We start from the raw sequence: 23,870 nt of genomic DNA on the forward strand, positions 1-23,870 counted from the left end.
CGTAGAGCGGTGGCACGTTAGTAGTGTGGCGGCGAATGGTTCGTCTATGGAGAAGAGGAAAAGGATCGGCGTTTATCTGTGTTGCAGAACATTCTGCCCCAGATGATGCAGGTCCTATGTGGAAAGAGGCGTGCGTGCGATAGCGGTGGTCAGTCTGTTGACCCACTATTATCGGGGACAAGCCCTTCCCGAAGGGCTTAAGCGGTGTGCGGTCGAGGATTTTGCGGCCATCGTGGTTTAGCGGGATGAGTGAGATCAACATCAAAAGCGAGGAGTCCTGACCGCCGACCTGACTTTTGAAGCCTGTGCATACCCCTGTAGGAGCAAGCTTGCTCGCGAACAAACGTCAACGATAACGCGTGGCTTCTGGATGCACGCGGCGTTCTTGCTGACACCATCGCCGGCAAGCCAGCGCCCATAGGGGTTGTAGTGTTGGCACAAAATTGTGGTTACTTCGGATACAGCGGCGGCAAGCTGGTGCTGTCTGCCACCGGCGCCTGTTCGCGTTCGGCCATTGGGATGGCCTTGACCGCGCGCCATAACTCTTCGCCCTGCCAATACTGGCCGCTTTCGCTGTAGAGCGCGCCATTCAACCCATCCAGCGCATCGGACAAGGGCACGAACCGCGCCGCCATGTCCGCCAGGGTTTCCGGTTGCTGGCGGGCCCAGGCATCCAGGGCCTGGCGCGTGGCCTGGGGGTCGTTGGCCTGGCTGGCGCGCTTGAGGTCGTCGAGCAAAGTCCGAGGGCTAGGGCCGGTCTGGGCGGCGCGCAGGATCGCCGGCCGTGAGCGGGCCCGCCACCACAGGCCGAAGCCGAGCAGGGTGGTGCAGGCGAAGAGCAGGCTGGTGAGCTGCCAGATCCACAGGCGGCCATCATCCGGTGCCGTGATGACCGTGGGCGTGGCCGGTGTGTCGACCACCAGGCTGGGGTTGACCGCCACTTGCAGGGTGCGGGCCGGCAGGCTGGTGCGTTCCAGATGGTCTTCGTGGGTGTTCCACCACACCACTTCCACGGCGGGCAATTCCAGCGCGCCGGCGCGGTTGGGCACCAGGGCCTCGCGGTCTTCGCGGCTGCCGATCACTCCGCGTTCGCTGTTTTGGTTGCTCAGTACCGGCTGGTCGGGGTAACGCCGCAGGCCGGCGATTTCGGTGCTCGGCAGCGCCGGCAACTGGGCGCTGGCCAGGCCTTCGGCCTTGAGGGTAAGGATGCGGGTCAGGGAGTCGCCCACCTGTACGTTCGCAGGTTCCGGGTTCCAGCTTTCCCCCAGGCTCAGGCTGCGGGCCGGCAGCCAGGGCGCGTCCGCTGGATACAGGGCCGGCTTGGGCTTGACCGTCAGGGGGATCTCGGTGGAATTGACATGCAGCAGCTTGCCAGGCCTGGGCGCCTGGGGCGCAGTGCCCTGGGCCGGGCGCGGCTCGACCATGGTGGCGCTGAACATCTGTGCGGGGATCAGCAATTGCCCGCTGTGTTGCGGGTAAATCCCGTAGCGCATTTCGATCACGCCATGGCGCACGCCGTTGATGACTTTCTCATAGGTACGTGAATCGCCCACTTGCTCTACCCGGGCATCGGCCAACTGCAAAGGGGCCAGGCTGCTGTCGTCATACAGCGCCACCGAATGGTAGATGCGCACGGTCAACAGGGCCTGGGCTTGCACGTAGACCGTGTCCTGGTCGAGGCTGGCTTCGATGAACACCGGTTGCAGTTGGTTGTCGCTGTCCTGGCCCAGGGTTTCGTCCACTTGCAGGCTGATCGCCTGGGTCTTGAGTTCGCCCAGTTGCAGCGGTGGGATCACCACCGTGCCGGTGCTCTTGGGTTGCAAGGTGATGATCCAGCGGGTCGTAGCGTGGTTGCTACCGTCGAGGGTGGTGAGCTGGTTGATCTGGCGGGTGCCGCGTACGTCGAACAGCGGATCCAGGGGTGACAGGTCCGGCTTGCCGAACTGGGTGACGTCGTTGGACTCGATGGTCAGCTCCACCGTTTCCCCGGAATTGACGCGGCTGCGGTCGATACTGGCGGCCAGGTCGGCCGCCTGGGCGTGAGCGGCCCACAGCGCTAGCAATAAGACAAATGGGGTGCAGCGGCTCATCGAGTCTTGTCCTGATGTTGTTGCTGTTCGTACCAGAATTTGCGTCGCAACAACTCGCCGGGGTTGTCCGGGATCTGTCGCAGCCATTGTTCCAGGGCCTGGCGGTGCTCCTCGTCGAGGCTGTCGTTCGTCGGGCGCAGAGGGGGCGTGGTGGTCTGTTCATCGCCCAGTTCGCTGCCGGGTACTTCGTTATTGCCCGCAGGCGGCGGGGTGCCGGGCTGTTTTTCGCCGGTGCCCGCCTGGCCCGCGCCCTGGGGCGATTGCTCGCCGCCGCTGGTTTGCTGGCCATCGTCGCCTGGTTGCGCAGTTTGGCCGGGTTGGGTGGATTCGTCATCCTCGTTTTTTTCGGGGGCTGGAGGCTCGGGTTCCGGTTCTTCCAGCAACAGGCTTTCGACGAGGGCTTTGTTTTTCAGGGCCGGCTGCAAGTCCGGCTGGGCCTCCAGGGCCTGTTCATAGGCGTCTATCGCCGCTTCCAGCTCGCCAGCGCGGGCCAGGGCATTGCCCCGATTGTAGTGGGAGTAGGCATCACTGCCTTCGGCAAAGCGCCGGGCGGCCTCGGCGTAGTTGCCCGCTTCATACAGGGCCACACCTTGCCATTGCGGGTTCTCGAAGTGTTCGGCGGCTTCGGCCGGGCGTTTGTGCTTGAGCAGGTATTGGCCCTGTTGGTCGGGGCGCAGCCACAGGTCATCAAAGCTGAACGCGTAGCTGGGTTGCGGTGCGGCCAGCAGCAGTAGCGGCAGGCAGAACAGCCAGCCACGGCGCCCGGCGCAGGCGGCGAGCAGCAGCAGGGGCAGCAATAGCCAGTAGCCCTGGTCGGCCCAGGTGTCCAGTTGCAGGCGCTGGCCGTCGTCGCGCAGGGTTTGCGGGCCGTCCAGCAGGCCGAGGCTGCGCAGGTCCTTGTCGTCCAGGCGCGCCTGGCGATAGCGGCCGCCCATTTCACTGGCGAAGGCCTTGAGCGTCGGGCTGTCCAGGCGCGGGATAAGGATCGCGCCTTGCTCATCCTTGAGGAACTCGCCGCTTTCCTGGGTGACCGGCGTGCCTTCACGGCTGCCAATGCCGAGGATCGACAGGCTCGGCGCCTGGCCTTGGAGCAGCAGGCGAATGCCCTGGCGCTCCTGCTTGGACAGCGAGGAGCCAATCAACAGCAATCGGCCTTGGCCGAGGCCGCCGTGCTTGAGCAGGTCCAGGGCTTTTTCCACCGCCAGGTCGGCACGATGGCCGGCCTGCGGCATGATCGAGGGACGCAGGGCATCCAACAGGTTGCGGCTGGTGGCCAGGTCATCGGAGAGCGGCACCAGCGTATGAGCGCTCCCGGCATACACCACGATGGCAGTCTGTGCATCGCTGCGCGCCTGCAGCAGATCCACCAGCTTGCGCCGCGCCTGCTCCAGGCGGTTGGGTGGGCTGTCGGTGGCGAGCATCTCGGGGGTCAGTTCCAGCAGTACCACCAGCGGGTCGGCGGGTTTCTGGCTGATCTGTTCAACCCGTTGCCAGCCGGGGCCGAGCAAGGCCAGCACTGCCAGCAACCAGGCCAGGCCCAGCAACAACCACGGCGACTTGCTTTCCCGACCATTGCCGCCACTGAGCAGGGCGGCATGGAAGGCGGGTGGCAGGATCATCTGCCAGCGCCCGGCGCGCTTTTGTCGATGCCACAGTTGCCACAGCAACCAGCCGAGCACGGGCAGCAGCAACAGCCACCAGGGACGAAACCAGTGCGGCCATAAAGCGATCATCGACGCCTCCGCAAGCGCAGGCGTTGAAGGCGTTGGCGCCATTGTGGGTGCTGTTGCAGGAAGTGGCCCCTGGTCGACAGTTTATTGAGCAGGCGTTGCAGGGCGTTGTCCGGCCAGCGCTCCTGGATCACCAGCAACAGGCTCAGAAACAGCGCCAGGGCCAGTGGCCCGCTGTACAGCGCCTGGGTCGGGCGGGCCTGGGTCGGTTGTTGTGCCACCGGCTCCAACTGGTCAAGGGTTTCCTTGATCGCTTGCAGCTCTGCACCGTCGTGGGCGCGGAAATACTGCCCACCGGTGGTTTGGGCGATGGCCTTGAGCGCCGGCTCATCCAGATCCAGGCTGGGGTTGAGGCCGAGCATGCCCAGAGTGCCGGTCTGCTCCGGGTTGGCGCCGATGCCGATGGGGTAGATCTTCACGCCTTCTTCGGCGGCCAGGCGCGCGGCGGTCAGCGGGTCGATTTCGCCGCCATTGTTGGCACCGTCGGTCACCAGGATCAGCACCCGGCTTTGTGCCGGGCGCTGCCGCAGGCGCTTGAGGGCCAGGCCGATGGCATCGCCAATCGCCGTGTTTTTACCGGCGATACCGATGCGCGCCTCATCCAGCCAAGTGCGCACGGTGCGCCGGTCGAAGGTCAGCGGCGCCTGCAGGTAGGCCTGGCTGCCAAACAGGATCAGGCCGACGCGATCACCCTCGCGGCTCTCCAGAAAGTCCCCCAGCAGGTGTTTGACCAGGCTCAGGCGGCTGACGTCTTCGTCCTGCCACTGCATATCGGGGAAGTCCATGGAACCTGACACATCCACCGCCACCAGCAGGTCGCGGCCGCTGGCGGCAATGGGCAGCGGCTCGCCGAGCCATTCCGGGCGCGCGGCGGCGGTCAGCAGCAACAGCCACAGGACCACGAATGGCGCTTGTTGGCGCCAACCCGGCAGGTTGATGCGCGCGCGGCGCCGGGCCAGGCCTTCGAGGTCGCCGAGGAAGCTGACCTTCAAGGCCGGCTCGCCACTGTCGGCTACCGGCAGGATCAGGCGCATCACCCACGGCAGGGGCAACAGGGCAAAGATCCACGGCCAGGCGAACTCAAACATGCTTGCGAATCCACGTGTCGACGGCTTGCGTCAGGCCGGCGATGGCCTTGTCGTCGAGTTTGCATTCGGGTTTGTAGGTGCCTTCCACCAGCACCATCCACCGCGTCAGGCCGGCCGCCGGGCAGCGGTTGTCGAGAAACGCCAGCCATTTGCGCCCATTGAGGGTGTGGCTCTGGCTGTAGGGGTAGTCGTTGCGGCACAGGCGCTTGAGCAGGCCGTTGAGTTGCTGCAGCCAGGCGCCGGCCGGCGCGCCATCGTAGGGTTTGGGCATCAGCGCCAGTTCCGCGAGGGCGGCGATGCGCACGGGGTCCAGGGGTTGTTCGGCCCGGGCCAGCGGGCGTTTGCCCGGCAGAAAGCGGCGCAGCCACCACAGGCCCCAACCCAGCAGGGGGATCAACCCCAGCAACAGCCACCAGCCGGGCGCCGGAGGCCAGAACCCAATGGCCGGCGGGGCAATCAGCGGTTGCAGTTGGTCCAGGCTGCTCATGGCTTTTTCACCGGGCGTTGCGGGTTGAGGTATTCGCGCAGTTGCTCGACCATTTCGCTCTGGGTGCTCAAGGGCATCAGCAATACCCGTAGCTTTTGCGCGAGCAGTTCCCAGCGGGCGATGCGGGCTTCGGCCTGGGCCTTGTAGGCTTGGCGCAGCTCGAAGTTCAAGGTGTCGATTTCCAGTTGTGCGCCCCGTTCGGCAAAGCGCAGCAGGCCGGCGGCGGGCAGGGCGTGGTCCAACGGGTCCGAGACGGGCAGCAGCAACAGGTCGCAATGGCGCGACAACAAACTCAGTTGTTGTTCAGCACCTTCGGTCAGGGCACGTTCATCGCAGATCACAATCACCAGGCTGCCGGGGCGCAGTACTTCGCGGCCACGGCGCAGGGCCATGCCCAGGGCATCGGCTTCGGGGCGGCTCTCGGTGTCGAGGCTCTGGTTGACCCGTACCAGGCGGTTGAGCAGTTGCAGCAGGCTTTGCTTGCTGCGTCGTGGCTTGATTTCATAGTGCTCGTTATCACCGAACACCAGGCCGCCCACCCGGTCGTTGTGCCCCAGCGCGGCCCAGCCGATCAGGCTCGCGGCTTGCGCTGCGAGAACCGACTTGAACATCAGCCCGGAGCCGAAGAACAGCCGGCAGCTTTGCTCGACCATGATAAAGATCGGCCGCTCGCGCTCTTCATGGAACAGCTTGGTGTGGGGCTCCTGGGTACGCGCCGTGACCCGCCAGTCGATGGTGCGCACATCGTCACCCGCCTGGTACACCCGCACTTGATCGAAGTCGACCCCGCGCCCGCGCAGCTTGGAGTGGTGCAGGCCGATCAACGGGCTGCGCTGGCTCGGCGTCGAAAACAGTTGCACCTCCCGCACGCGATGACGCATCTCGATCAACTCGCTGAGGGAAATACGGATTCCATCGCCGGCGTTCATGGGGCTCAAGCGACGGCAACGACGTCGAGAATGCGTTGCACCACACGGTCCTGGTCGATACCGGCTGCTTCGGCTTCAAAGGACAGGATGATGCGGTGGCGCAACACGTCGAACAGCACCGCCTGGATATCTTCGGGGCTGACAAAGTCGCGCCCGGCCAGCCAGGCGTGGGCCCGGGCGCAGCGGTCGAGGGCGATCGAGCCCCGAGGGCTGGCGCCGTAGGCGATCCACTCGGCCATCTCCGGGTCGAACTTGGCCGGGGTGCGGGTGGCCATGACCAGTTGCACCAGGTATTCCTCCACGGCATCGGCCATGTACAGGCCGAGGATTTCCTTGCGCGCGGCAAAAATCGCCTGCTGGCTGACCCGCCGCTCGGGCTTGGTCTCGCCATTGAGGGCTTCGCCACGGGCCTGTTGCAGGATGCGGCGCTCCACGGCAGCGTCGGGGAAGCCGATCTTGACGTGCATCAGGAAGCGGTCGAGCTGGGCTTCAGGCAGGGGGTAGGTGCCTTCCTGCTCGATGGGGTTTTGCGTGGCCATCACCAAAAACAGCGGTGACAGTTCGTAGGTACTGCGCCCGACGCTGACCTGGCGCTCGGCCATGGCTTCGAGCAGGGCCGATTGCACTTTGGCCGGGGCACGGTTGATCTCGTCCGCCAGCACCAGGTTGTGGAAGATCGGCCCTTGCTGGAACACGAAGCTGCCGGTTTCCGGGCGATAGATTTCGGTGCCGGTGATGTCGGCGGGCAACAGGTCGGGGGTGAACTGGATGCGATGGAACTGTGCTTCGATGCCTTCGGCGAGCTCTTTGATGGCCTTGGTCTTGGCCAGGCCGGGAGCGCCTTCTACCAGCATATGGCCGTCGGCGAGCAGGGCAATGAGCAGGCGCTCGATGAGTTTTTCCTGGCCGAGAATCTGCGTAGAAAGAAAGGTTCGCAGCGCGAGCAGCGCTTCACGATGTTCCATCGATGACGGTTCCTGGAAAGATGAGCCTGGGGCGTGTGAAAAATGCCAGGGCCTGGGGGGCTTACTTTAATGCATTGGAGGGGCTGGCGACTAACGAACCGGGGGGTATTTTTTGGGGTTTGTGGGAAAGGTCTGAGGTTTTTGGCGTCGATGAGGGCCTCATCGCGGGCAAGCCCGCTCCCACATTTGGATTGTGGCGCGTTCAAATGTGGGAGTGGGCTTGCCCGCGATGGCGATTTTGCAGCCGCCAATCAAGGCGTGCGGATGTAAGTGCCGGTGCCCTTGAGAATGTTCTGCAAGGTTTCTTCTACCTCGGCCAGGTCCGATTCCGGCGTGCTGTGCTTGATCTGCAGGTGATCGCTGCCACCCAGCGCGTCCTTGTCTGCCGCGCCAATCTCTACCAGCAAGGTGGTCGCGCCCAGGGTGATCTTCAAACCGTCCAGGGTCGAAGGTTCGTAGTCCCAGGTCAGCTCCACCTCGTCCTCATCCGGATAACGGGACAGCATGAACATCTCGCCATTGGTGCCGTGGCAGCAGAGCATGGCCATATTGTCTTCTTCGTCATCGCACGGGGTGGCGAGCAGGTGGGCGGTGGTCAGTTGCATGGGGAATCCTGTGTGGGAGAGGGCGCAGCGTGGCAATTGTGCCATTGCGGCCGATTTTGTGCTGCATGCTGTTATGACCTCAGGGCCCGGATCAGTCATTTCTGGCACTCGCGGGCTGGAAAATAGCCTGTTTTGCAACCGGTTATTTCAGGTTGCACAAATTGCAACCGGTGCGCTGCGTGCTGATGACCGAATATGTCGCAGCATCGCAAGCAGGCCGCTTCCCACACTCGTTAAGCTGCGCAACGTATGCGCCTGCAGCGTGACGCTGACCTGCCCGTTGTACCGTCATCCGCCAGCGGCATGTGACCTCATTGTCTTGTCCAGCTTCACCCACCTGTCACCCTGATTCGTTTATGGTTACCGACGAACAGAAATGACGGTCTCCCCGCAAGGGGATAACACGCGACGCTTCCATCAATAACAAGCCCAAGCGGAGTACCACAGATGGCGTTCTTCACCGCAGCCAGCAAAGCCGACTTCCAGCATCAACTGCAAGCGGCACTGGCGCAGCACATCAGTGAACAGGCACTGCCACAAGTGGCGCTGTTCGCTGAACAATTCTTCGGCATCATTTCCCTGGACGAGTTGACCCAGCGTCGCATGTCCGACCTGGCCGGTTGCTCCCTGTCTGCCTGGCGCCTGCTTGAGCGCTTTGATCACACCCAGCCGCAAGTGCGCGTCTACAACCCCGATTACGAACGCCACGGCTGGCAGTCGACCCACACCGCGGTCGAGGTCTTGCACCATGACCTGCCGTTCCTCGTCGATTCGGTACGTACCGAACTGAACCGCCGCGGCTACAGCATCCACACCCTGCAAACCACCGTACTCAGCGTGCGCCGTGGCAAGAAGGGCGAGCTGCTGGAAATCCTGCCCAAAGGCACCCAGGGCGAAGACGTCCTGCAAGAATCGCTGATGTACCTGGAGATCGACCGCTGCGCCAATGCCGCCGAGCTGAACGTGCTGAGCACGGAGCTTCAGCAGGTATTGGGCGAAGTGCGCGTGGCCGTGGCTGATTTCGAGCCGATGAAGGCCAAGGTCCAGGAACTGCTGGACGGTATCGACAACAGCCAGTTCGCCATCGAGGGCGAAGAAAAGGCCGAGATCAAGAGCTTCCTGGAATGGCTGGTGGGCAACCACTTCACCTTCCTGGGCTATGAAGAATTTGTGGTACGCGACGAGCAGGACGGCGGTCATCTGGAGTATGACGCCGATTCCTTCCTCGGCCTGACCAAGCTGCTGCGCGCCGGCCTCACTGCCGAAGACCTGCGCATCGAAGACTACGCCGTGGCCTACCTGCGCGAACCGACAGTATTGTCGTTCGCCAAGGCTGCGCACCCAAGCCGTGTGCACCGCCCGGCTTACCCCGACTACGTGTCGATCCGCCAGATCGATGCCAGCGGCAAGGTCATCAAGGAATGCCGTTTCATGGGCCTCTACACCTCCTCGGTGTACGGCGAAAGCGTGCGGGTGATTCCGTATATCCGCCGCAAGGTCGCGGAGATCGAACGCCGTTCGGGCTTCCAGGCCAAGGCGCACCTGGGCAAGGAACTGGCCCAGGTGGTCGAAGTACTGCCCCGCGACGATCTGTTCCAGACCCCGGTGGACGAGCTGTTCAGCACCGTGATGTCGATCGTGCAGATCCAGGAACGCAACAAGATCCGCGTGTTCCTGCGCAAAGACCCATACGGCCGCTTCTGCTACTGCCTGGCCTACGTGCCGCGTGATATCTACTCCACCGAAGTGCGCCAGAAGATCCAGCAAGTGCTGATGGATCGCCTGAAGGCCTCGGACTGCGAATTCTGGACCTTCTTCTCCGAATCCGTGCTGGCCCGTGTACAGCTGATCCTGCGGGTTGACCCGAAGAATCGCCTGGATATCGACCCGCTGCTGCTGGAAAAAGAAGTGGTGCAGGCCTGCCGCAGCTGGCAGGACGACTACGCGAGCCTGGTGGTCGAAAGCTTCGGCGAAGCCCACGGCACCAACGTGCTGGCGGACTTCCCCAAGGGCTTCCCCGCCGGCTACCGCGAGCGCTTTGCCGCGCACTCGGCCGTGGTCGACATGCAGCACCTGTTGAACCTGACCGAAGCCAAGCCGCTGGTCATGAGCTTCTATCAGCCGCTGGGCCATGTGACCGGCCAGCAGGAACTGCACTGCAAGCTGTATCACGCCGATACCCCGCTGGCGCTGTCCGACGTGCTGCCGATCCTGGAAAACCTCGGCCTGCGCGTGCTGGGTGAGTTCCCGTACCGCCTGCGCCACGCCAATGGCCGCGAGTTCTGGATCCACGATTTTGCGTTCACCGCCGCCGAAGGCCTGAACCTCGATATCCAACAGCTCAACGACACCTTGCAGGACGCGTTCGTGCATATCGTCAACGGCGATGCCGAGAACGATGCGTTCAACCGCCTGGTACTGACTGCCGGCCTGCCATGGCGTGACGTGGCGCTGCTGCGTGCCTACGCCCGTTACCTCAAGCAGATCCGCCTGGGCTTTGACTTGGGCTATATCGCCAGCACCCTGAACAACCACACCGACATCGCTCGCGAGTTGACCCGGTTGTTCAAGACCCGCTTCTACCTGGCGCGCAAGCTCACCGCCGACGACCTGGAAGACAAGCAGCAACGCCTGGAACAAGCGATCCTCACCGCCCTGGATGACGTTCAGGTGCTCAATGAAGACCGGATCCTGCGGCGCTACCTGGACCTGATCAAGGCCACCCTGCGTACCAACTTCTACCAGGCTGACGCCAACGGCCAGAACAAGTCGTACTTCAGCTTCAAGTTCAACCCGCACGCCATTCCCGAGTTGCCCAAGCCAGTGCCGAAGTTTGAAATCTTCGTCTACTCGCCGCGCGTCGAAGGCGTGCACCTGCGCTTTGGCAACGTCGCCCGTGGCGGCCTGCGCTGGTCCGACCGTGAAGAAGACTTCCGTACCGAAGTGCTGGGCCTGGTAAAAGCCCAGCAGGTGAAGAACTCGGTGATCGTGCCGGTCGGCGCCAAGGGCGGCTTCCTGCCGCGTCGCCTGCCATTGGGCGGCAGCCGGGACGAGATCGCGGCCGAGGGCATTGCCTGCTACCGCATCTTCATTTCCGGCCTGTTGGACATTACCGACAACCTGAAAGACGGCGCCCTGGTGCCTCCGTTGAACGTGGTGCGCCACGACAACGATGACCCGTACCTGGTAGTGGCGGCCGACAAAGGCACCGCGACCTTCTCCGATATCGCCAACGGCATCGCCATCGACTACGGCTTCTGGCTGGGCGATGCGTTTGCTTCCGGTGGTTCGGCCGGTTACGACCACAAGAAGATGGGCATCACCGCCAAGGGCGCGTGGGTTGGTGTGCAGCGGCACTTCCGTGAGCGCGGCATCAACGTGCAGGAAGACAGCATCACGGTGGTGGGCGTCGGTGATATGGCCGGTGACGTGTTCGGCAACGGCTTGTTGATGTCCGACAAGCTGCAACTGGTCGCCGCCTTTAACCACCTGCACATCTTCATCGATCCAAACCCGAACCCGGCCACCAGCTTCGTCGAGCGCCAGCGCATGTTCGAGCTGCCGCGTTCGGCCTGGAGCGACTACGACACCAGCATCATGTCTGAAGGCGGCGGGATCTTCTCGCGCAGTGCCAAAAGCATCGCCATCTCGCCACAGATGAAAGAACGCTTCGACATCCAGGCCGACAAACTGACCCCGACCGAACTGCTGAACGCCTTGCTCAAGGCACCAGTGGACCTGTTGTGGAACGGCGGTATCGGCACCTACGTCAAGGCCAGCACCGAGAGCCACGCCGATGTAGGCGACAAGGCCAACGACGCGCTGCGCGTCAACGGCAACGAACTGCGCTGCAAGGTGGTGGGCGAGGGCGGTAACCTGGGCATGACCCAACTGGGTCGTGTGGAGTTCGGCCTCAATGGCGGCGGCTCCAACACCGACTTCATCGACAACGCCGGTGGCGTGGACTGCTCCGACCACGAAGTGAACATCAAGATCCTGCTCAACGAAGTGGTGCAGGCTGGCGACATGACCGACAAGCAACGCAACCAGTTGCTGGCGAGCATGACCGATGAAGTCGGCAACCTGGTGTTGGGCAACAACTACAAGCAGACCCAGGCCTTGTCCCTGGCCGCACGCAAAGCCTACGAGCGTGCTGCCGAGTACAAGCGCCTGATGAGCGACTTGGAAGGCCGTGGCAAGCTGGACCGCGCCATCGAGTACCTGCCGACCGAGGAGCAGCTCGTCGAGCGCGCCACCACCGGCAAGGGCCTGACCCGTCCAGAGCTGTCGGTGCTGATCTCGTACAGCAAGATCGACCTCAAGGAAGCGCTGCTCAAGTCCCTGGTACCGGATGACGACTACCTGACCCGTGACATGGAGACCGCGTTCCCGCCGAGCCTGGTGGCCAAGTTCTCCGAGGCCATGCGTCGCCATCGCCTCAAGCGCGAGATCGTCAGCACCCAGATCGCCAACGACCTGGTCAACCACATGGGCATCACTTTCGTGCAGCGGCTCAAAGAGTCGACTGGCATGAGCCCGGCCAACGTGGCCGGCGCCTATGTGATCGTGCGTGACATCTTCCATCTCCCGCACTGGTTCCGTCAGATCGAAGCCCTGGACCACCAGGTGTCGGCTGAGGTGCAACTGGCGCTGATGGACGAACTGATGCGCCTGGGCCGCCGTGCTACGCGCTGGTTCCTGCGCAGCCGTCGCAATGAGCAGGATGCGGCGCGTGATGTGGCGCACTTCGGCCCGCATCTGGCAGCGTTGGGCCTCAAGCTTGACGAACTGCTGGAAGGCCCGACCCGCGAAGGCTGGCAGAACCGTTACCAGGCTTATGTTCAAGCCGGTGTCCCGGAGTTGCTGGCGCGCATGGTGGCAGGTACCACGCACCTGTACACCCTGCTGCCGATCATCGAGGCCGCCGACGTGACCGGCCAGAGCGCCGCCGATGTGGCCAAGGCCTACTTCGCCGTGGGCAGCGCCCTGGACTTGCCATGGTACCTGCAGCAGATCAGCGATCTGCCGGTGGGCAACAACTGGCAGGCCCAGGCCCGCGAAGCCTTCCGCGATGACGTGGACTGGCAGCAACGGGCGATCACCATCAAGGTTCTGCAAATGGCCGACGCGCCAGAAGACATGGAAGCCCGCGTGGCCCTGTGGCTTGAGCAGAATGCGAGCATGGTCGAGCGCTGGCGCGCGATGATGGTGGAAATCCGTGCTGCGGTGGGTACGGACTACGCCATGTACGCGGTAGCCAACCGTGAACTGCTGGACCTGGCAATGAGCGGTCAGGCGGTGCTGTAATCAGCCGCTAGAGCGCTAAAAACAAAAGCCCCGTATCGCGAGATACGGGGCTTTTTGTTTTCACCCGGTTCAATGTAGGAACCCAAAATGTGGGAGCGGGCTTGCCCGCGATGGCGCCCGTTCAGGCAGAGATGCATCAAATGACCCACCGCCATCGCCGGCAAGCCAGCTCCCACCTTTGATTTGTGGTGTGGCCAAAATACTCTGCCCGACAAAGACCCCCTGTGGGAGCGGGCTTGCTCGCGAAGGCGGTGGTCCAGCCACATATGCATCGACTGACCCACCGCCATCGCCGGCAAGCCAGCTCCCACATTTGCTCTGTGGTGCGACCAAAATACTCTGCCCAATAAAGACCCCCTGCGGGCTTGCTCGCGATGGCGCCCGTTCAGGCAGAGATGTATCAACTGACCCGCCGCTATCGCAGGCAAGCCAGCTCCCACCTTTGATTTGTGGTGCGACCAAAATACTCTGCCCGACAAAGACCCCCTGTGGGAGCGGGCTTGCCCGCGATGGCGCCCGTTCAGGCAGAGATGTATCAACTGACCCGCCGCCATCGTTGGCAAGCCAACTCCCACATTTGCTCTGTGGTGTGGCCAAAATACTCTGCCCGATAAAGATCCCCTGTGGGAGCGGGCTTGCCCGCGATGGCGCCCGTTCAGGCAGAGATGTATCAACTGACCCACCGCTATCGCAGCCCAGTTCCCCCATGTTGATCGCCACGGGCTTACGAGAGCTTCGACTCCAGGTGATCCAGATACCGGCTCATCAATCCTGCGGCCGTGCCCGCATCCCTGCGCTCCACCGCTTCGACAATCTCTGTCTGCTCACGCCAGGTGCCGGAGAACGCCCCCTGCCGGGCAATGACCAGCGAGGTCAATGGCACCAGGCTATTAAGGAACTGCGCCAGTGGCCGGTTCCCCGCAATGGCCGCCAGCAACAGGTGAAACTCCCCACACAGGCGGATGGCCGGGCCTTGCTGGCCTTGCTCGACGTACGTCCGCTGGCGGGCCACCAGTTCGCGTAGGCGCCGCACTTGCCCTGGGTTGGTCTGCGCGCACGCCAGTTGCACCACGGTCACTTCCATCAAGCGCCGCGCTTCAAGAATATGTTTCACCTGCTCGGCATCCGGCGCCGCCACCTGGGCGCGCAGGTTGGGGCGCAGGATGATCACTTGCTGTTCGGCCAGGCGTGCCAGGACCCGGCGCAGTACGCTGCGGCTGACACCAAATTCCTGGGCCAGGCCTTCTTCGGTAAAGCGGCTGGTGGGTACGATGCGCTGTTCCAGGATGGCATCGAACAGGCGCGGGTAGAGGTCTTCCACCGATGGCCGCTTGCCGGGCACCAGGCGCATGGCGGGCGGGGCGGTGACAACGATGTTGCGTTGCAGGGCGTGAGCGCTCATGGCCAATCTCCAAAGTCAGCTGCCGAGATGATCGTCGGGAATGTTCAGGGCGGTGCCCATGCGCTGGCCCTCGTTGAGGATGTGGCGGCGCATTTCGGCGCTGGCCAGGGCGCTGTTCTTGTTGCGGATGGCGCGCACCACCGCTTCGTTTTCCTGCAGGCGCTCGGCCAGGTGTTCGGGGGAGTTGCGCAACACCTGGGCGCTTTGTTTGAGGGCGTTGCTGGTCTGTTGCACCACGTTCTGGAAGATGGGGTTGGAGGTCAGGGCGAACAGCTCTTCGTGGAAGGCAATGTAGGCGTTCATCCCCGCTTCACTGTCGTTGGCTTCCAGGGCCTCGCGCATGTCCATCAAGGTCAGGCGCAGTTGCCCGATTTCCTTGCTGGTGATGGACTGGGCCACCAGGCCGACGATAAACGGCTCCAGGGTGTAGCGCAGTTGCAGGATATCGGCGAGGCTGGCATCGGCCACCGCGTCATGGGCCTGGGGGTCGTTGACACTGGTTTCCAGTACGACCACGCCTTTGCCGGGCATCGAGCGTACCAGGCCGAGGGTTTCCAGCACGATCACTGCCTCGCGCAGGCTAGGTCGGCTGATGCCCAGTTGTTCGGCCAATTCGCGCTGGCCGGGCAGCATCTCCCCGCGCCGCCACTGGCCGCGGGCCAGGGCAGCGCGCAGTTTTTCTACGACTGAATTGACGACGGTTGAGGTGCTGATCACGTCGTGGGCTCCTTGAATTTAAATAACCCTTCAACGGTAGGAGCGAGCTTGCTCGCGAAGACCGTCAACGATAACGCGGGCAGACTGGATGCGCGCGGTGCCTTGAAGTTTTTCGCGAACAAGCTCGCTCCTACAGTGTGTGGGGAAGGTTCAGAACTCCTGATGAACCGGCAGCACCGGTTTCTTGGCCTGGAACGCATACCCTTGCTGCCCATCGAGCACCTTGTTGGCCCGTTGGATATCAATGTCCTTTTCCCAGCGGGCAATGGCGACGGTGGCCACGCAGTTGCCGATCAGGTTGGTCAGCGCCCGGCCGATCCCCATGAACCAGTCCACCGCCAACACCAGCACCAGGCCCACCACCGGGATGGCGGGGATGGCAGTGAGGGTTGCCGCCAGAATCACCAGGGCCGAGCCCGGTATGCCGTGGGCGCCCTTGGAGGTAATCAGCGATACCAGCAGGATGGTCAGCAGGTCGGTCATCGACAACGGCGTACCGGTGGCGTTGGCGATAAACACGATGGCCAGGGTCAGGTAGATCGAAAAACCATCGAGGTTGAACGAGTAACCGGTGGGGATCACCAGGCCGACGGTGGAACTGCCAATGCCCAGGTGCTCCAGTTTACGCATGATCTGTGGCAGCACGGCGTCGGACGAGGCGGTGCCCATCACGATCAGCAGTTCTTCGCGCAGGTATTTGAGCAGCGGCAACATCCGCAGGCCCGAAAACCGCATCACGGCGCCGAGGATTATGGCGACGAAGGCCATGCACGTGAGGTAGAACAAACCCACCAGGCTGCCCAGGTGTTGCAGCGAGTCCAGGCCGTAAGTGCTGGTGGTAAAGGCGATGGCACCAAATACACCAATCGGCGCCAGGCGCACGATCATGCCCATGATGCGGAAGATCACATGGCTCAACTCATTGATTAGTCGCGAAATGCCCGAGGCCGCTTCACCCACCAGGTTCAGCGCGCTGCCAAACAGCACCGAGAACAACAGCACCTGCAACACGTTGTTGTCGGCAAAGGCGCCGATCACCGAGTTGGGGATCAGGTCCATAAGGAACTGGCTGGTGCCCTTGATATGTTGGCCGCGATCCGCCAATTCATTGAGGCCGGCAGATGACAACTGCTCCAGGTGGATATTGGCCCCGCTGCCGATCCCGGTACTGAAGGCCAGCACCAGGCCAAGCACCAGGGCGATGGTGGTGAGGATTTCAAAGTAGATCACCGACTTGAGGCCGATGCGCCCGACCTTCTTCAGGTCGCCGGCCCCGGAGATGCCGCTGACCACCACACAGAACACGATCAGGCCGATCAGCATCTTGATCAGCTTGATAAAGCCGTCACCCAGGGGTTTGAGTTGTGAGGAGAATTCGGGAAGGGCCAGGCCACAAGCGATGCCGAGCATCAGGCCTATGACGACTTGCAGGAAAATCGAACGCGAGCACCATCTGAGCATGGGAAGGATCTCTATTCGGTGCCCTGGTGGGTCCAGGGCTTAATTGTTGTGGTCTGACCGGTAAGTCCAGTGCGTGGCCAGTCTACGCCCGGTTTTTTGCAAACTACAAGGGGGGAGTGGGGTGTTTGGGATATCCGGTCTTACCAGTTGCTCGGTAAGCGTGATGCTTGAGCGGTTGGCGGCGTGGAATTTTTTTCGCTTATCATGCGGCGCTTGGCCGTTGAGGTGATAAATGGATAAGCCAGGACTGACGACGGATGAAACGGGGCTGACCCGTTGTACATGGCGCACGGCCGCCGCCCAATACCCCGATTATCACGATCACGAGTGGGGCGTGCCGGTTGCCGATGACATTGCGTTGTACGAGAAGATCTGCCTGGAAGGCTTCCAGGCCGGCTTGGCGTGGATCACCATCCTGCGCAAACGCGAGCACTTTCGCCGGGCGTTCGAGGGTTTTGATTTTCGCCAGGTGGCGCAGTATACCGAGCGGGATGTTGAGCGCTTGATGGCTGACCCGGGCATCGTGCGCAACCGCGCCAAGATCGTCTCGGCCATCAACAACGCACGCCGGGCGTGTGAGTTGGTGGCGCAAAGCGGGTCGCTGGCGGCCTGGTTATGGGCCTTTGAACCGACTGCCGATGAGCGGCCAGCGGTGGTGGACCTGGCTTATTGGACGGGCCATCCCACCTCGCCAGCTTCGGTGCGCTTGTCCAAGGCCTTGAAGAAACGCGGCTGGACATTCGTGGGGCCGACGACGATGTACGCGTTCATGCAGGCCATGGGAATGGTCAATGACCACCTGGAAGGCTGCGCCTGCCGGCAGCCGATCGAAGACCTGCGGCGCCAGTTCAAGCGCCCCTGACAAGCCCCAGTGGCGAGCGGGCTTGCCCCGCGCTGGGCTGCAAAGCAGCCCCAAAACCAGCCGCTACGGACTATCTGATACACCACATTCGGCTTACTGGGGCTGCTTTGCAGCCCAGCGCGGGGCAAGCCCGCTCGCCACAGGGGCTCTGGGGCCTAGCAATCAGTTCTGCGCTGGCAGGGGCGTCAGCACATCAGCCTTGTCATCCAGAACCATCACCACCAGCAACCTGGCCGGCTGGGTCTGGCTGGCATTGCTGGATTCGAAGTGGCGCGAGCCGGCCGGTTCGTAGAACGATTGCCCGGCCTTGTAGGTAATGGCCGGTTCATCGTTGACCCGCGAGGTGATTTCACCTTCCAGCACATAAGCCACCGCCGTGCCGGTGTGGCTGTGGGGGACGGTGGCCTGGCCCGGTGCGTAGTCCACGGTGAGCATAATGGTTTTTTTGCCAGGCACGTTACTCAAGGCATGCTCTTGCAGGACCTTGATCGATTCCTGGTTGTAGACCGGCTCATGGGCAAAGGCGCTTAGCGAAGCCAGCAGGAGGGTGGTGCCGAGCAGTATTTTCATGGTGCAGTTCTCCAGGGTTCCAGACCCCATCACCCTACGCCCGGCACCGTGGCGCACCTATAGCCAATCCTCTGGAAAACCCCTTAGCCAATCTGCTGGAGGATATCGCGCACCTTGTCCAGCGATGGGTCGATATCCAGGGTCTCGATGGCCCCAAAGCCGATAATCAGGCCGCACCGCACCGGTGCTTCATGAAAAAACACGTCCAGTGGGTACAGCCCGACTTCCACTTGGCGCGCCAGTTCGATCAGCAAGGGAATGTTTACTGCCCCCTTGCACAGCGCTGCCAGGTGGAACCCGGCCACGCTGGGCACGGCTTCGAACCAGGGAGACAAGTCGCCGGCCAGGCGGCTGAGGATGCGCTCGCGGCGGGTAGCGTAGACGGTGTGACAGCGCCGAATGTGCTTGAGCAGGTAGCCTTCGCTGATGAACTTGGCGAGTGCCCATTGCGGCAGTGTCGAGGTGTGCTGGTCGGTCAGTTGCTTGGCCTTGACCACCGCGCCATGGATCGCCGGCGGCAGTACTGCATAACCCAGGCGCAGGTCCGGCAGCAGGGTTTTGGAGAAGGTCCCGACGTAGGCCACAATGCCGCGCTCGTCCATGCTTTGCAGGGAGTGAGTGGGCCGGCCTTCGTAGCGGAAATCACTGTCGTAGTCGTCTTCGATGATGATCGCGCCCAATTCCAGCGCGCGTGCCAGCAGCGCCTCGCGGCGTGCCTGGCTCATGGGCATGCCGAGGGGGAACTGGTGGGAAGGCGTCACGTAGATCAGCCGTGTGCCCTGGGGAATCTGCGTGACCTGGATACCTTCGGCATCCACCGGCACGCTGGCCACCGTTGCCCCTACGGCCTCGAACATCAAGCGGGCGGGGGTGTAGCCGGGGTCTTCCATGGCCACCAGGCTGCCCGGTTCAAGTACCACCCGGGCGATCAGGTCCAAGGCTTGCTGGGCGCCATTGCACACCACAATGTCGGTGTCGCGGCAGTTGACCCCCCGGGAAAATGCGATGTGCCCGGCGATCGCGCTACGCAGGGCCGGCAGGCCTTCGGGTTGGCTATAGAACCCGCTGTTCTGGGCGGTGCGGCGCAAGGCGTCGAGGGTGCAGCGCCGCCATTCGTCCTGGGGGAACAGGCTGCGGGTGGTGGCGCCGCCGATGAACTCGCACCGCAAGGTGCCGTCGCGGGTCGGATGGCGCATGGGCGAGGGCAGCGCCTGCCATTTGGCCAAGTGCGCGGCGCAGGCCAGGTCGGCAGCGTCCTGGCGCCGGGCAGGGCGGTTTGCCTGACTGTTGACGAAGGTGCCACGGCCAATCTTCCCCACCAGCAGCCCTTCATAGGTCAGCAGCGCATAGGTGTCGGAGACGGTCTTGCGCGACACCCCCAACTGCTCGGCCAGCAGGCGGCTGGGCGGCAGCTGCGCACCCGAGGCCAGGCGCCCGGACTGGATGGCCGCGAGCAATTGCCGATACAGCTGTTCGGCCAGATCCTTGCGGCCATTGATGACGACGTGCAGTTCCATGGAGCATCCCGAGGCGGTCAGACTGCGCCCAGATTACCCGCAACCGTGGGGCGCGCCTACGGCCAAGGCGGTCTAGGCATAAAGCGCCACTTTGGCTATAGGGCTGGGGCCTGGGCGGTCTTAAGCTGGCGGCCATCGTCTTTGCCCATCGAGGCCGCCCCCTATGCAACCGCGTCTGGATTACTGCACGGCTTCGCCCCAAGCGCTTAAAGGCATGATGGTGCTCGAGGCGACGTTGTTCGAGCTGGCCATCGACAGGCCTTTGCTTGACCTGATAAGGATCCGCGTCTCGCAACTGAACCACTGTGGGTTTTGCAGTGACATGCATGCCATGGCGGCGTTGGCGCGGGGCGAAAGCACGCGGCGTCTTTTGGCGTTGTGCGTGTGGCGTGATTCGCCGCTGTTCACTCGCCGCGAACAACTTGCCCTGGCGTGGAGCGAGGCCACGGCGTTGCTGGCGTGTGCAGGCGTGCCGGACGCGCTGTTCGCCGCCGCCCGTGCCGAGTTCGGCGAGCAGGCCCTGGTGGACCTGACCATGGCGGTTACGACCATCAGCGGCTGGAACCGCCTGGCCGTCGCCTTTGGCCAGTTGCCGCCAGAATAAGCCCACCCGGATAAAGATCTACCGCTGCGGCGCTTGTGGCCCGTTGCACCATCGCCCTATGCCAAGGCACTTGTTGCCGGCAAACCATGTGACCCACGTCATGGCATAGGGAGCGACTCATGACTCAACCTGATACACCCGCAGTGGACGCACCTTTGGCGCTGGCCGATCTGGATGCCCGGCTGGGGGATCTGCTGGTCGGTGTTTTACCGGTTCGCCGTACCGTGCTGGCTCAAATGGGCGCGCAGATAAACGGCAAGCCCATCAACGTGCACCACCTGGGTGGGCGCGAGGCCGACCAGACGCTGCTCGATTCGATCCGCTTTGCGGCGCCGCAGCTCAAGGCATTCCTGGGCACGGACGCCACCGTCAGTGATGGCAGCGCCAACCTGCTGTTCGAGTTCGCCGCATTACGCTCAACCCCGGCCAAGCCGCTGCTTGAGGGGGCGTCGATGCAGGACAGCAGTGACACGATGACCCGGCTCGATGACTTGCTGCGCGCCGTGCAGAACACCAACTTCAACCAAGCCCTGCAACGTGAAGGCTTGCCCGCCTGGGTCGACACTCCCCGAAGCCGAACCCTGGAAGCGATGGGGACTGGCTTGCAGGTCTATGGCTATTACAGCGCGATCAACGCCTTGGCCCAGGCCATCAAGACCGGTGATATTCGCCAGACCCTGGCCGCCGGTGGCGAATTGCTCGCCGAGCTGACATCCAGCGCCCTGGAGTTGGCCCTGGAGCGTCTGGGCAAGCGCATGCTGGAGAACGGCGGGCGTGTGTTCAAGGGGTTCTGTGCGAGCAGCGTAGGCCAGTTGTTGCGGCGCGGCGCGGGCCTGTTTGCCCAGGTGTTGACCCTGCCGTTCGACATCTTCAGTGCAGTGCAGTCACTCAATGAGGCGGCGAAGGCCCAGGGCAAAGAGGCGTTGGACCACTACGTCAATGCCGGCTTCAGCCTGGCCAGTGCAGCCCTGGGCGTGGTGCTGGGGATCGCCGCCCTGGCGGGTTTCAGCTATGCCGGGCCATTGGGGATTGCCGCGGCCGTGGTGCTGATTCTCGGGGCGCAGATCTACAGCGCAGTGCGTCAGGTGGATGACATTGACGATTACATCGAACTGACCGTGTCCGAGCGCATGAGGGCCGGCTGGCTGTCGTTTGCAGGCCGGGAGCTGGACGAGGATGTGCGCGATCGCTACCTGATGGCGAAGATGGAAAAGCAGCACGCAACCTACCTTACCGGCGTGGCCGAAAAGTGGCTGCGCGGTGCGCTCAAGAACACCGTACACGCGGTGGTCAATGGGCGGTTCGAAGTGCGCATGATCCCCGTGCGGGAGTGGAAGCACCGTTGGGACGAAGCGGCGGGAGAGCAACCCTACCGCGATACCACTGGGCCGGCCATCCATGATGGTGATGATGTGGTCGATGCCTCCCATGCCGGCGTCAGCCAACTGCCCGGGGTGGTGCTGGGCAAGCCGTTTACCCACGCTGCGATCCTCTGGCGCCTGGGCGATGGTAACGACAACGTCCAGGGCCTGTTGGAGATGCGCAATGTCTTTCAGTTCGGGGCGGGGCACAAACGACTCACGGGTGGCATCCGCGATGACCAGTTCATATTTGAGCTGCCAGCGGATACGTTCGAGGCCGTTGCCACCCCGGGCCCGGCGAGTGAGCTGCACGGTGGCAGCGGCAGTGATGCCTTGCATTTTGGCTACCGCTCCCCTTACGTCGAGGGCATTGAGGGGCTTGCCATCGATCTGCAGGCCGGCAGCGTCACACGGCGCAAGGATGCCGGCCGCAGCGGGCTGTCGAACCAGATAACCCTGGACTCGATCGAGAACGTTGCGACGCCTGCGGGCGTGGCCAGTCACGTCAAGGGTACGGCGCAGGCCAATATCCTGATTGCCGAAGGCAACAACGACCGGATCGAGGCCGGGGCCGGCAATGACACAATCTTCGTCAACGGTACCGATGCCTGGGTCGACGGTGGAACGGGTAGCGACCGCTATGTCATTGCCAGCAACCGGGGCACCGTCACGCTGCACGAGCAGCACTGGCAGGAAGACACGCTGATTGAGCTGGGGTGGGAGCTGTCCAGCATTGCTGACTGGGTGATCCAGGAATGTGCGTTGGTGATCCGCTCCCTGCGCGGCCTCGACGGCGAGTTGCCGGAGCGCTTGGTCAGGATTGAAAACCTCTACCTGCATGAATTCGGCGAGCGGCGCCTGGCCGGCCATAACCTGCGTTTACTGACGGCGGACGGTTACACGTTGGAGCCGGTTCTCCCGCCGTTGCTGAGTGCGCAAGGCGACCAGCCGATCAAGGTGGCTGCCCGCTCGATGAGCCCTGTGCCGGCGTTTCAGCGCGTGTTGGCGGGCGGCGAATGGGTGCTGCCATTCGGCCTGTCGACCCGCTGCTTTATCGAGCGCGGCGCGGCTGAAAAGCGTGTGCGGGTTCGAATCGCGGGCGGCGCCACGGCCTGTACCCTGTACCTGGACTACCGCACCGAGGAACTGATCGATGTGGTGGCCGGGTATCGCGTGACCCTGCGCAGCCAAGGCCCGGTCGACACGCTGACTTACAGCGATGTGACCTTGACCCTGACTTTCGCGGACGGCGGCCGCCTGGTCCTGGCCGAGTTCGCCAGCGACCGTGGTGCGGTGCGCGCCGATGTCGCCGCCAATATCCGGGCGGCCAGCCTGAAGCCCGACTGCGAGTGTGTGCTGGTCTTCAACGATGGCATGTCTTATCGGGTTCAACCGTTGCAGCAATCCTACCTGCAAGACCGTGCCCAGCCGGGCTTCAGGGTCTTTGACGGCCGTTCGGCACTGTTGGCGCGGGTTGGCAGCCATGGGTTTTTCCGGCCGCTGAGTGCCAAGGGCGTGTGGCTGCAGGCGCTGCCGCAGACCCTGCGGATCCCGGCTGGGCCCCATCGTCAGACCTATGCGCTGGTGGGGCGCGGGTCGGTGTATGAGGTGCACCCCAGCAGCGGCGCCACCATTGCCCTGTCTACCCCAGGTGCGCTGGCCAAGACCTCGGATGCCTCCACCTGGCAGATCAACACCAGCGGCCTGGATGAGCCCATCGATCACAAGCAGATCATTCTGGCCGAGCACCGGCTCAAGGTGGGCAGCGTGACGCTGATCCTGCCCGTCGTCACAGACCCGCAGGTGCCGCTGGAGCAACTGTACGTGCAGACCCTTGAAGGCGATCGATACGAGATCCGCCTGGATCTGGGCAGCGTTTACCTGGTGCAACTGGATGCCTCGAGTTACCTGACCATAGCCGAGGTCTGGCAGCAATTGCGCCGCATGCGTCAGCACTCAAGGTTGATGGCGCGCCGCTTGCGGGTGATCGGCGTGCAACTGGCGGACGGCACTGACAGTGCGATTGATTACGACGCGCTGCTCGATCGGTGGGTCGCCCACGGTGACCCCACGCGTAGCGTGGCTTCGGCAGACCTGATGCGCGTAAGCGTGTCACTCAACTAATACTGGAAAGGGATTTCTATGCAACAGACACCTCATTCACCCAGGCCTGGG

16 protein-coding genes are annotated in these 23,870 nt (G+C 63.2%); 4 read left to right on the top strand and 12 right to left on the bottom strand.

Annotation, left to right across the window (positions count from 1 at the left end):
• Window positions 1-449: 449 nt before the first annotated feature.
• From C5F71_RS24235 to C5F71_RS24265, 7 genes are all read right to left on the bottom strand, one after another.
• Window positions 450-2,090, bottom strand: coding sequence for a BatD family protein (locus tag C5F71_RS24235; RefSeq protein ID WP_092235780.1), 1,641 nt, complete (start codon window positions 2,088-2,090; stop codon window positions 450-452).
• Window positions 2,087-3,823 (bottom strand): VWA domain-containing protein, encoded by a 1,737-nt coding sequence (locus C5F71_RS24240; RefSeq protein WP_104912151.1) that lies wholly within the window; start codon window positions 3,821-3,823, stop codon window positions 2,087-2,089. The genes C5F71_RS24235 and C5F71_RS24240 overlap by 4 nt, the downstream gene beginning before the upstream one ends.
• Window positions 3,820-4,908 carry a VWA domain-containing protein gene (locus tag C5F71_RS24245; RefSeq protein ID WP_104912152.1) on the bottom strand — a complete coding sequence of 363 codons (1,089 nt, stop codon included), beginning with the start codon at window positions 4,906-4,908 and terminating at the stop codon, window positions 3,820-3,822. Before C5F71_RS24245 ends, C5F71_RS24240 begins: the two co-directional genes overlap by 4 nt.
• Complete coding sequence (locus tag C5F71_RS24250) at window positions 4,901-5,395, bottom strand: DUF4381 domain-containing protein (protein ID WP_029294787.1); 495 nt, start codon at window positions 5,393-5,395, stop codon at window positions 4,901-4,903. Before C5F71_RS24250 ends, C5F71_RS24245 begins: the two co-directional genes overlap by 8 nt.
• Window positions 5,392-6,324 (bottom strand): DUF58 domain-containing protein, encoded by a 933-nt coding sequence (locus C5F71_RS24255; protein ID WP_029294789.1) that lies wholly within the window; start codon window positions 6,322-6,324, stop codon window positions 5,392-5,394. The genes C5F71_RS24250 and C5F71_RS24255 overlap by 4 nt, the downstream gene beginning before the upstream one ends.
• Window positions 6,325-6,329: 5 nt before the next feature.
• Window positions 6,330-7,289 (bottom strand): MoxR family ATPase, encoded by a 960-nt coding sequence (locus C5F71_RS24260; protein WP_003218556.1) that lies wholly within the window; start codon window positions 7,287-7,289, stop codon window positions 6,330-6,332.
• Between the two features lie 251 nt (window positions 7,290-7,540).
• The gene (locus C5F71_RS24265; RefSeq protein WP_092235787.1) at window positions 7,541-7,894 is read right to left on the bottom strand and encodes a hypothetical protein; all 354 of its coding nucleotides are present in this window, start codon (window positions 7,892-7,894) and stop codon (window positions 7,541-7,543) included.
• Between the two features lie 447 nt (window positions 7,895-8,341).
• Here C5F71_RS24265 and C5F71_RS24270 point away from each other — a divergent pair, with 447 nt between their 5' ends.
• Window positions 8,342-13,201, top strand: coding sequence for an NAD-glutamate dehydrogenase (locus tag C5F71_RS24270; RefSeq protein ID WP_029294799.1), 4,860 nt, complete (start codon window positions 8,342-8,344; stop codon window positions 13,199-13,201).
• Window positions 13,202-13,925: 724 nt separating this feature from the next.
• Here the strand turns inward: C5F71_RS24270 and C5F71_RS24275 are convergent.
• The 3 genes from C5F71_RS24275 to C5F71_RS24285 all read right to left on the bottom strand — a co-directional run bounded on the left by C5F71_RS24275 (window position 13,926) and on the right by C5F71_RS24285 (window position 16,781).
• Entirely contained in the window at window positions 13,926-14,603 is a 678-nt protein-coding gene (locus C5F71_RS24275; protein ID WP_104912153.1) for a GntR family transcriptional regulator, read from the bottom strand.
• Between the two features lie 15 nt (window positions 14,604-14,618).
• Window positions 14,619-15,320, bottom strand: a complete 702-nt coding sequence (locus C5F71_RS24280; protein WP_029294803.1) for a FadR/GntR family transcriptional regulator — start codon at window positions 15,318-15,320, stop codon at window positions 14,619-14,621.
• A 150-nt stretch (window positions 15,321-15,470) separates the two neighbouring features.
• Window positions 15,471-16,781 carry a C4-dicarboxylate transporter DctA gene (locus C5F71_RS24285; protein WP_029294804.1) on the bottom strand — a complete coding sequence of 437 codons (1,311 nt, stop codon included), beginning with the start codon at window positions 16,779-16,781 and terminating at the stop codon, window positions 15,471-15,473.
• A 232-nt stretch (window positions 16,782-17,013) separates the two neighbouring features.
• Between C5F71_RS24285 and C5F71_RS24290 the strand changes: the two genes are divergently transcribed.
• Complete coding sequence (locus C5F71_RS24290) at window positions 17,014-17,643, top strand: DNA-3-methyladenine glycosylase I (protein WP_104912154.1); 630 nt, start codon at window positions 17,014-17,016, stop codon at window positions 17,641-17,643.
• A gap of 162 nt (window positions 17,644-17,805) precedes the next feature.
• Here C5F71_RS24290 and C5F71_RS24295 read toward each other — a convergent pair whose 3' ends face one another.
• Together C5F71_RS24295 and C5F71_RS24300 are read right to left on the bottom strand one after the other, a co-directional pair.
• Window positions 17,806-18,213, bottom strand: a complete 408-nt coding sequence (locus C5F71_RS24295) for a cupin domain-containing protein (RefSeq protein ID WP_070995939.1) — start codon at window positions 18,211-18,213, stop codon at window positions 17,806-17,808.
• An 83-nt stretch (window positions 18,214-18,296) separates the two neighbouring features.
• Window positions 18,297-19,730 (bottom strand): PLP-dependent aminotransferase family protein, encoded by a 1,434-nt coding sequence (locus C5F71_RS24300; protein ID WP_029294810.1) that lies wholly within the window; start codon window positions 19,728-19,730, stop codon window positions 18,297-18,299.
• 163 nt (window positions 19,731-19,893) lie between these two features.
• Here C5F71_RS24300 and C5F71_RS24305 point away from each other — a divergent pair, with 163 nt between their 5' ends.
• Both C5F71_RS24305 and C5F71_RS24310 read left to right on the top strand, forming a co-directional pair.
• Window positions 19,894-20,334 (top strand): carboxymuconolactone decarboxylase family protein, encoded by a 441-nt coding sequence (locus C5F71_RS24305; RefSeq protein ID WP_104912155.1) that lies wholly within the window; start codon window positions 19,894-19,896, stop codon window positions 20,332-20,334.
• A gap of 119 nt (window positions 20,335-20,453) precedes the next feature.
• On the top strand, window positions 20,454-23,819 hold the full coding sequence (locus C5F71_RS24310; protein WP_104912156.1) for a calcium-binding protein: 3,366 nt from the start codon (window positions 20,454-20,456) through the stop codon (window positions 23,817-23,819).
• The last annotated feature ends 51 nt before the right edge of the window (window positions 23,820-23,870 follow it).

The organism is Pseudomonas sp. LG1D9 (assembly GCF_002949995.1).
Taxonomy (GTDB): Bacteria; Pseudomonadota; Gammaproteobacteria; order Pseudomonadales; family Pseudomonadaceae; genus Aquipseudomonas; species Aquipseudomonas proteolytica.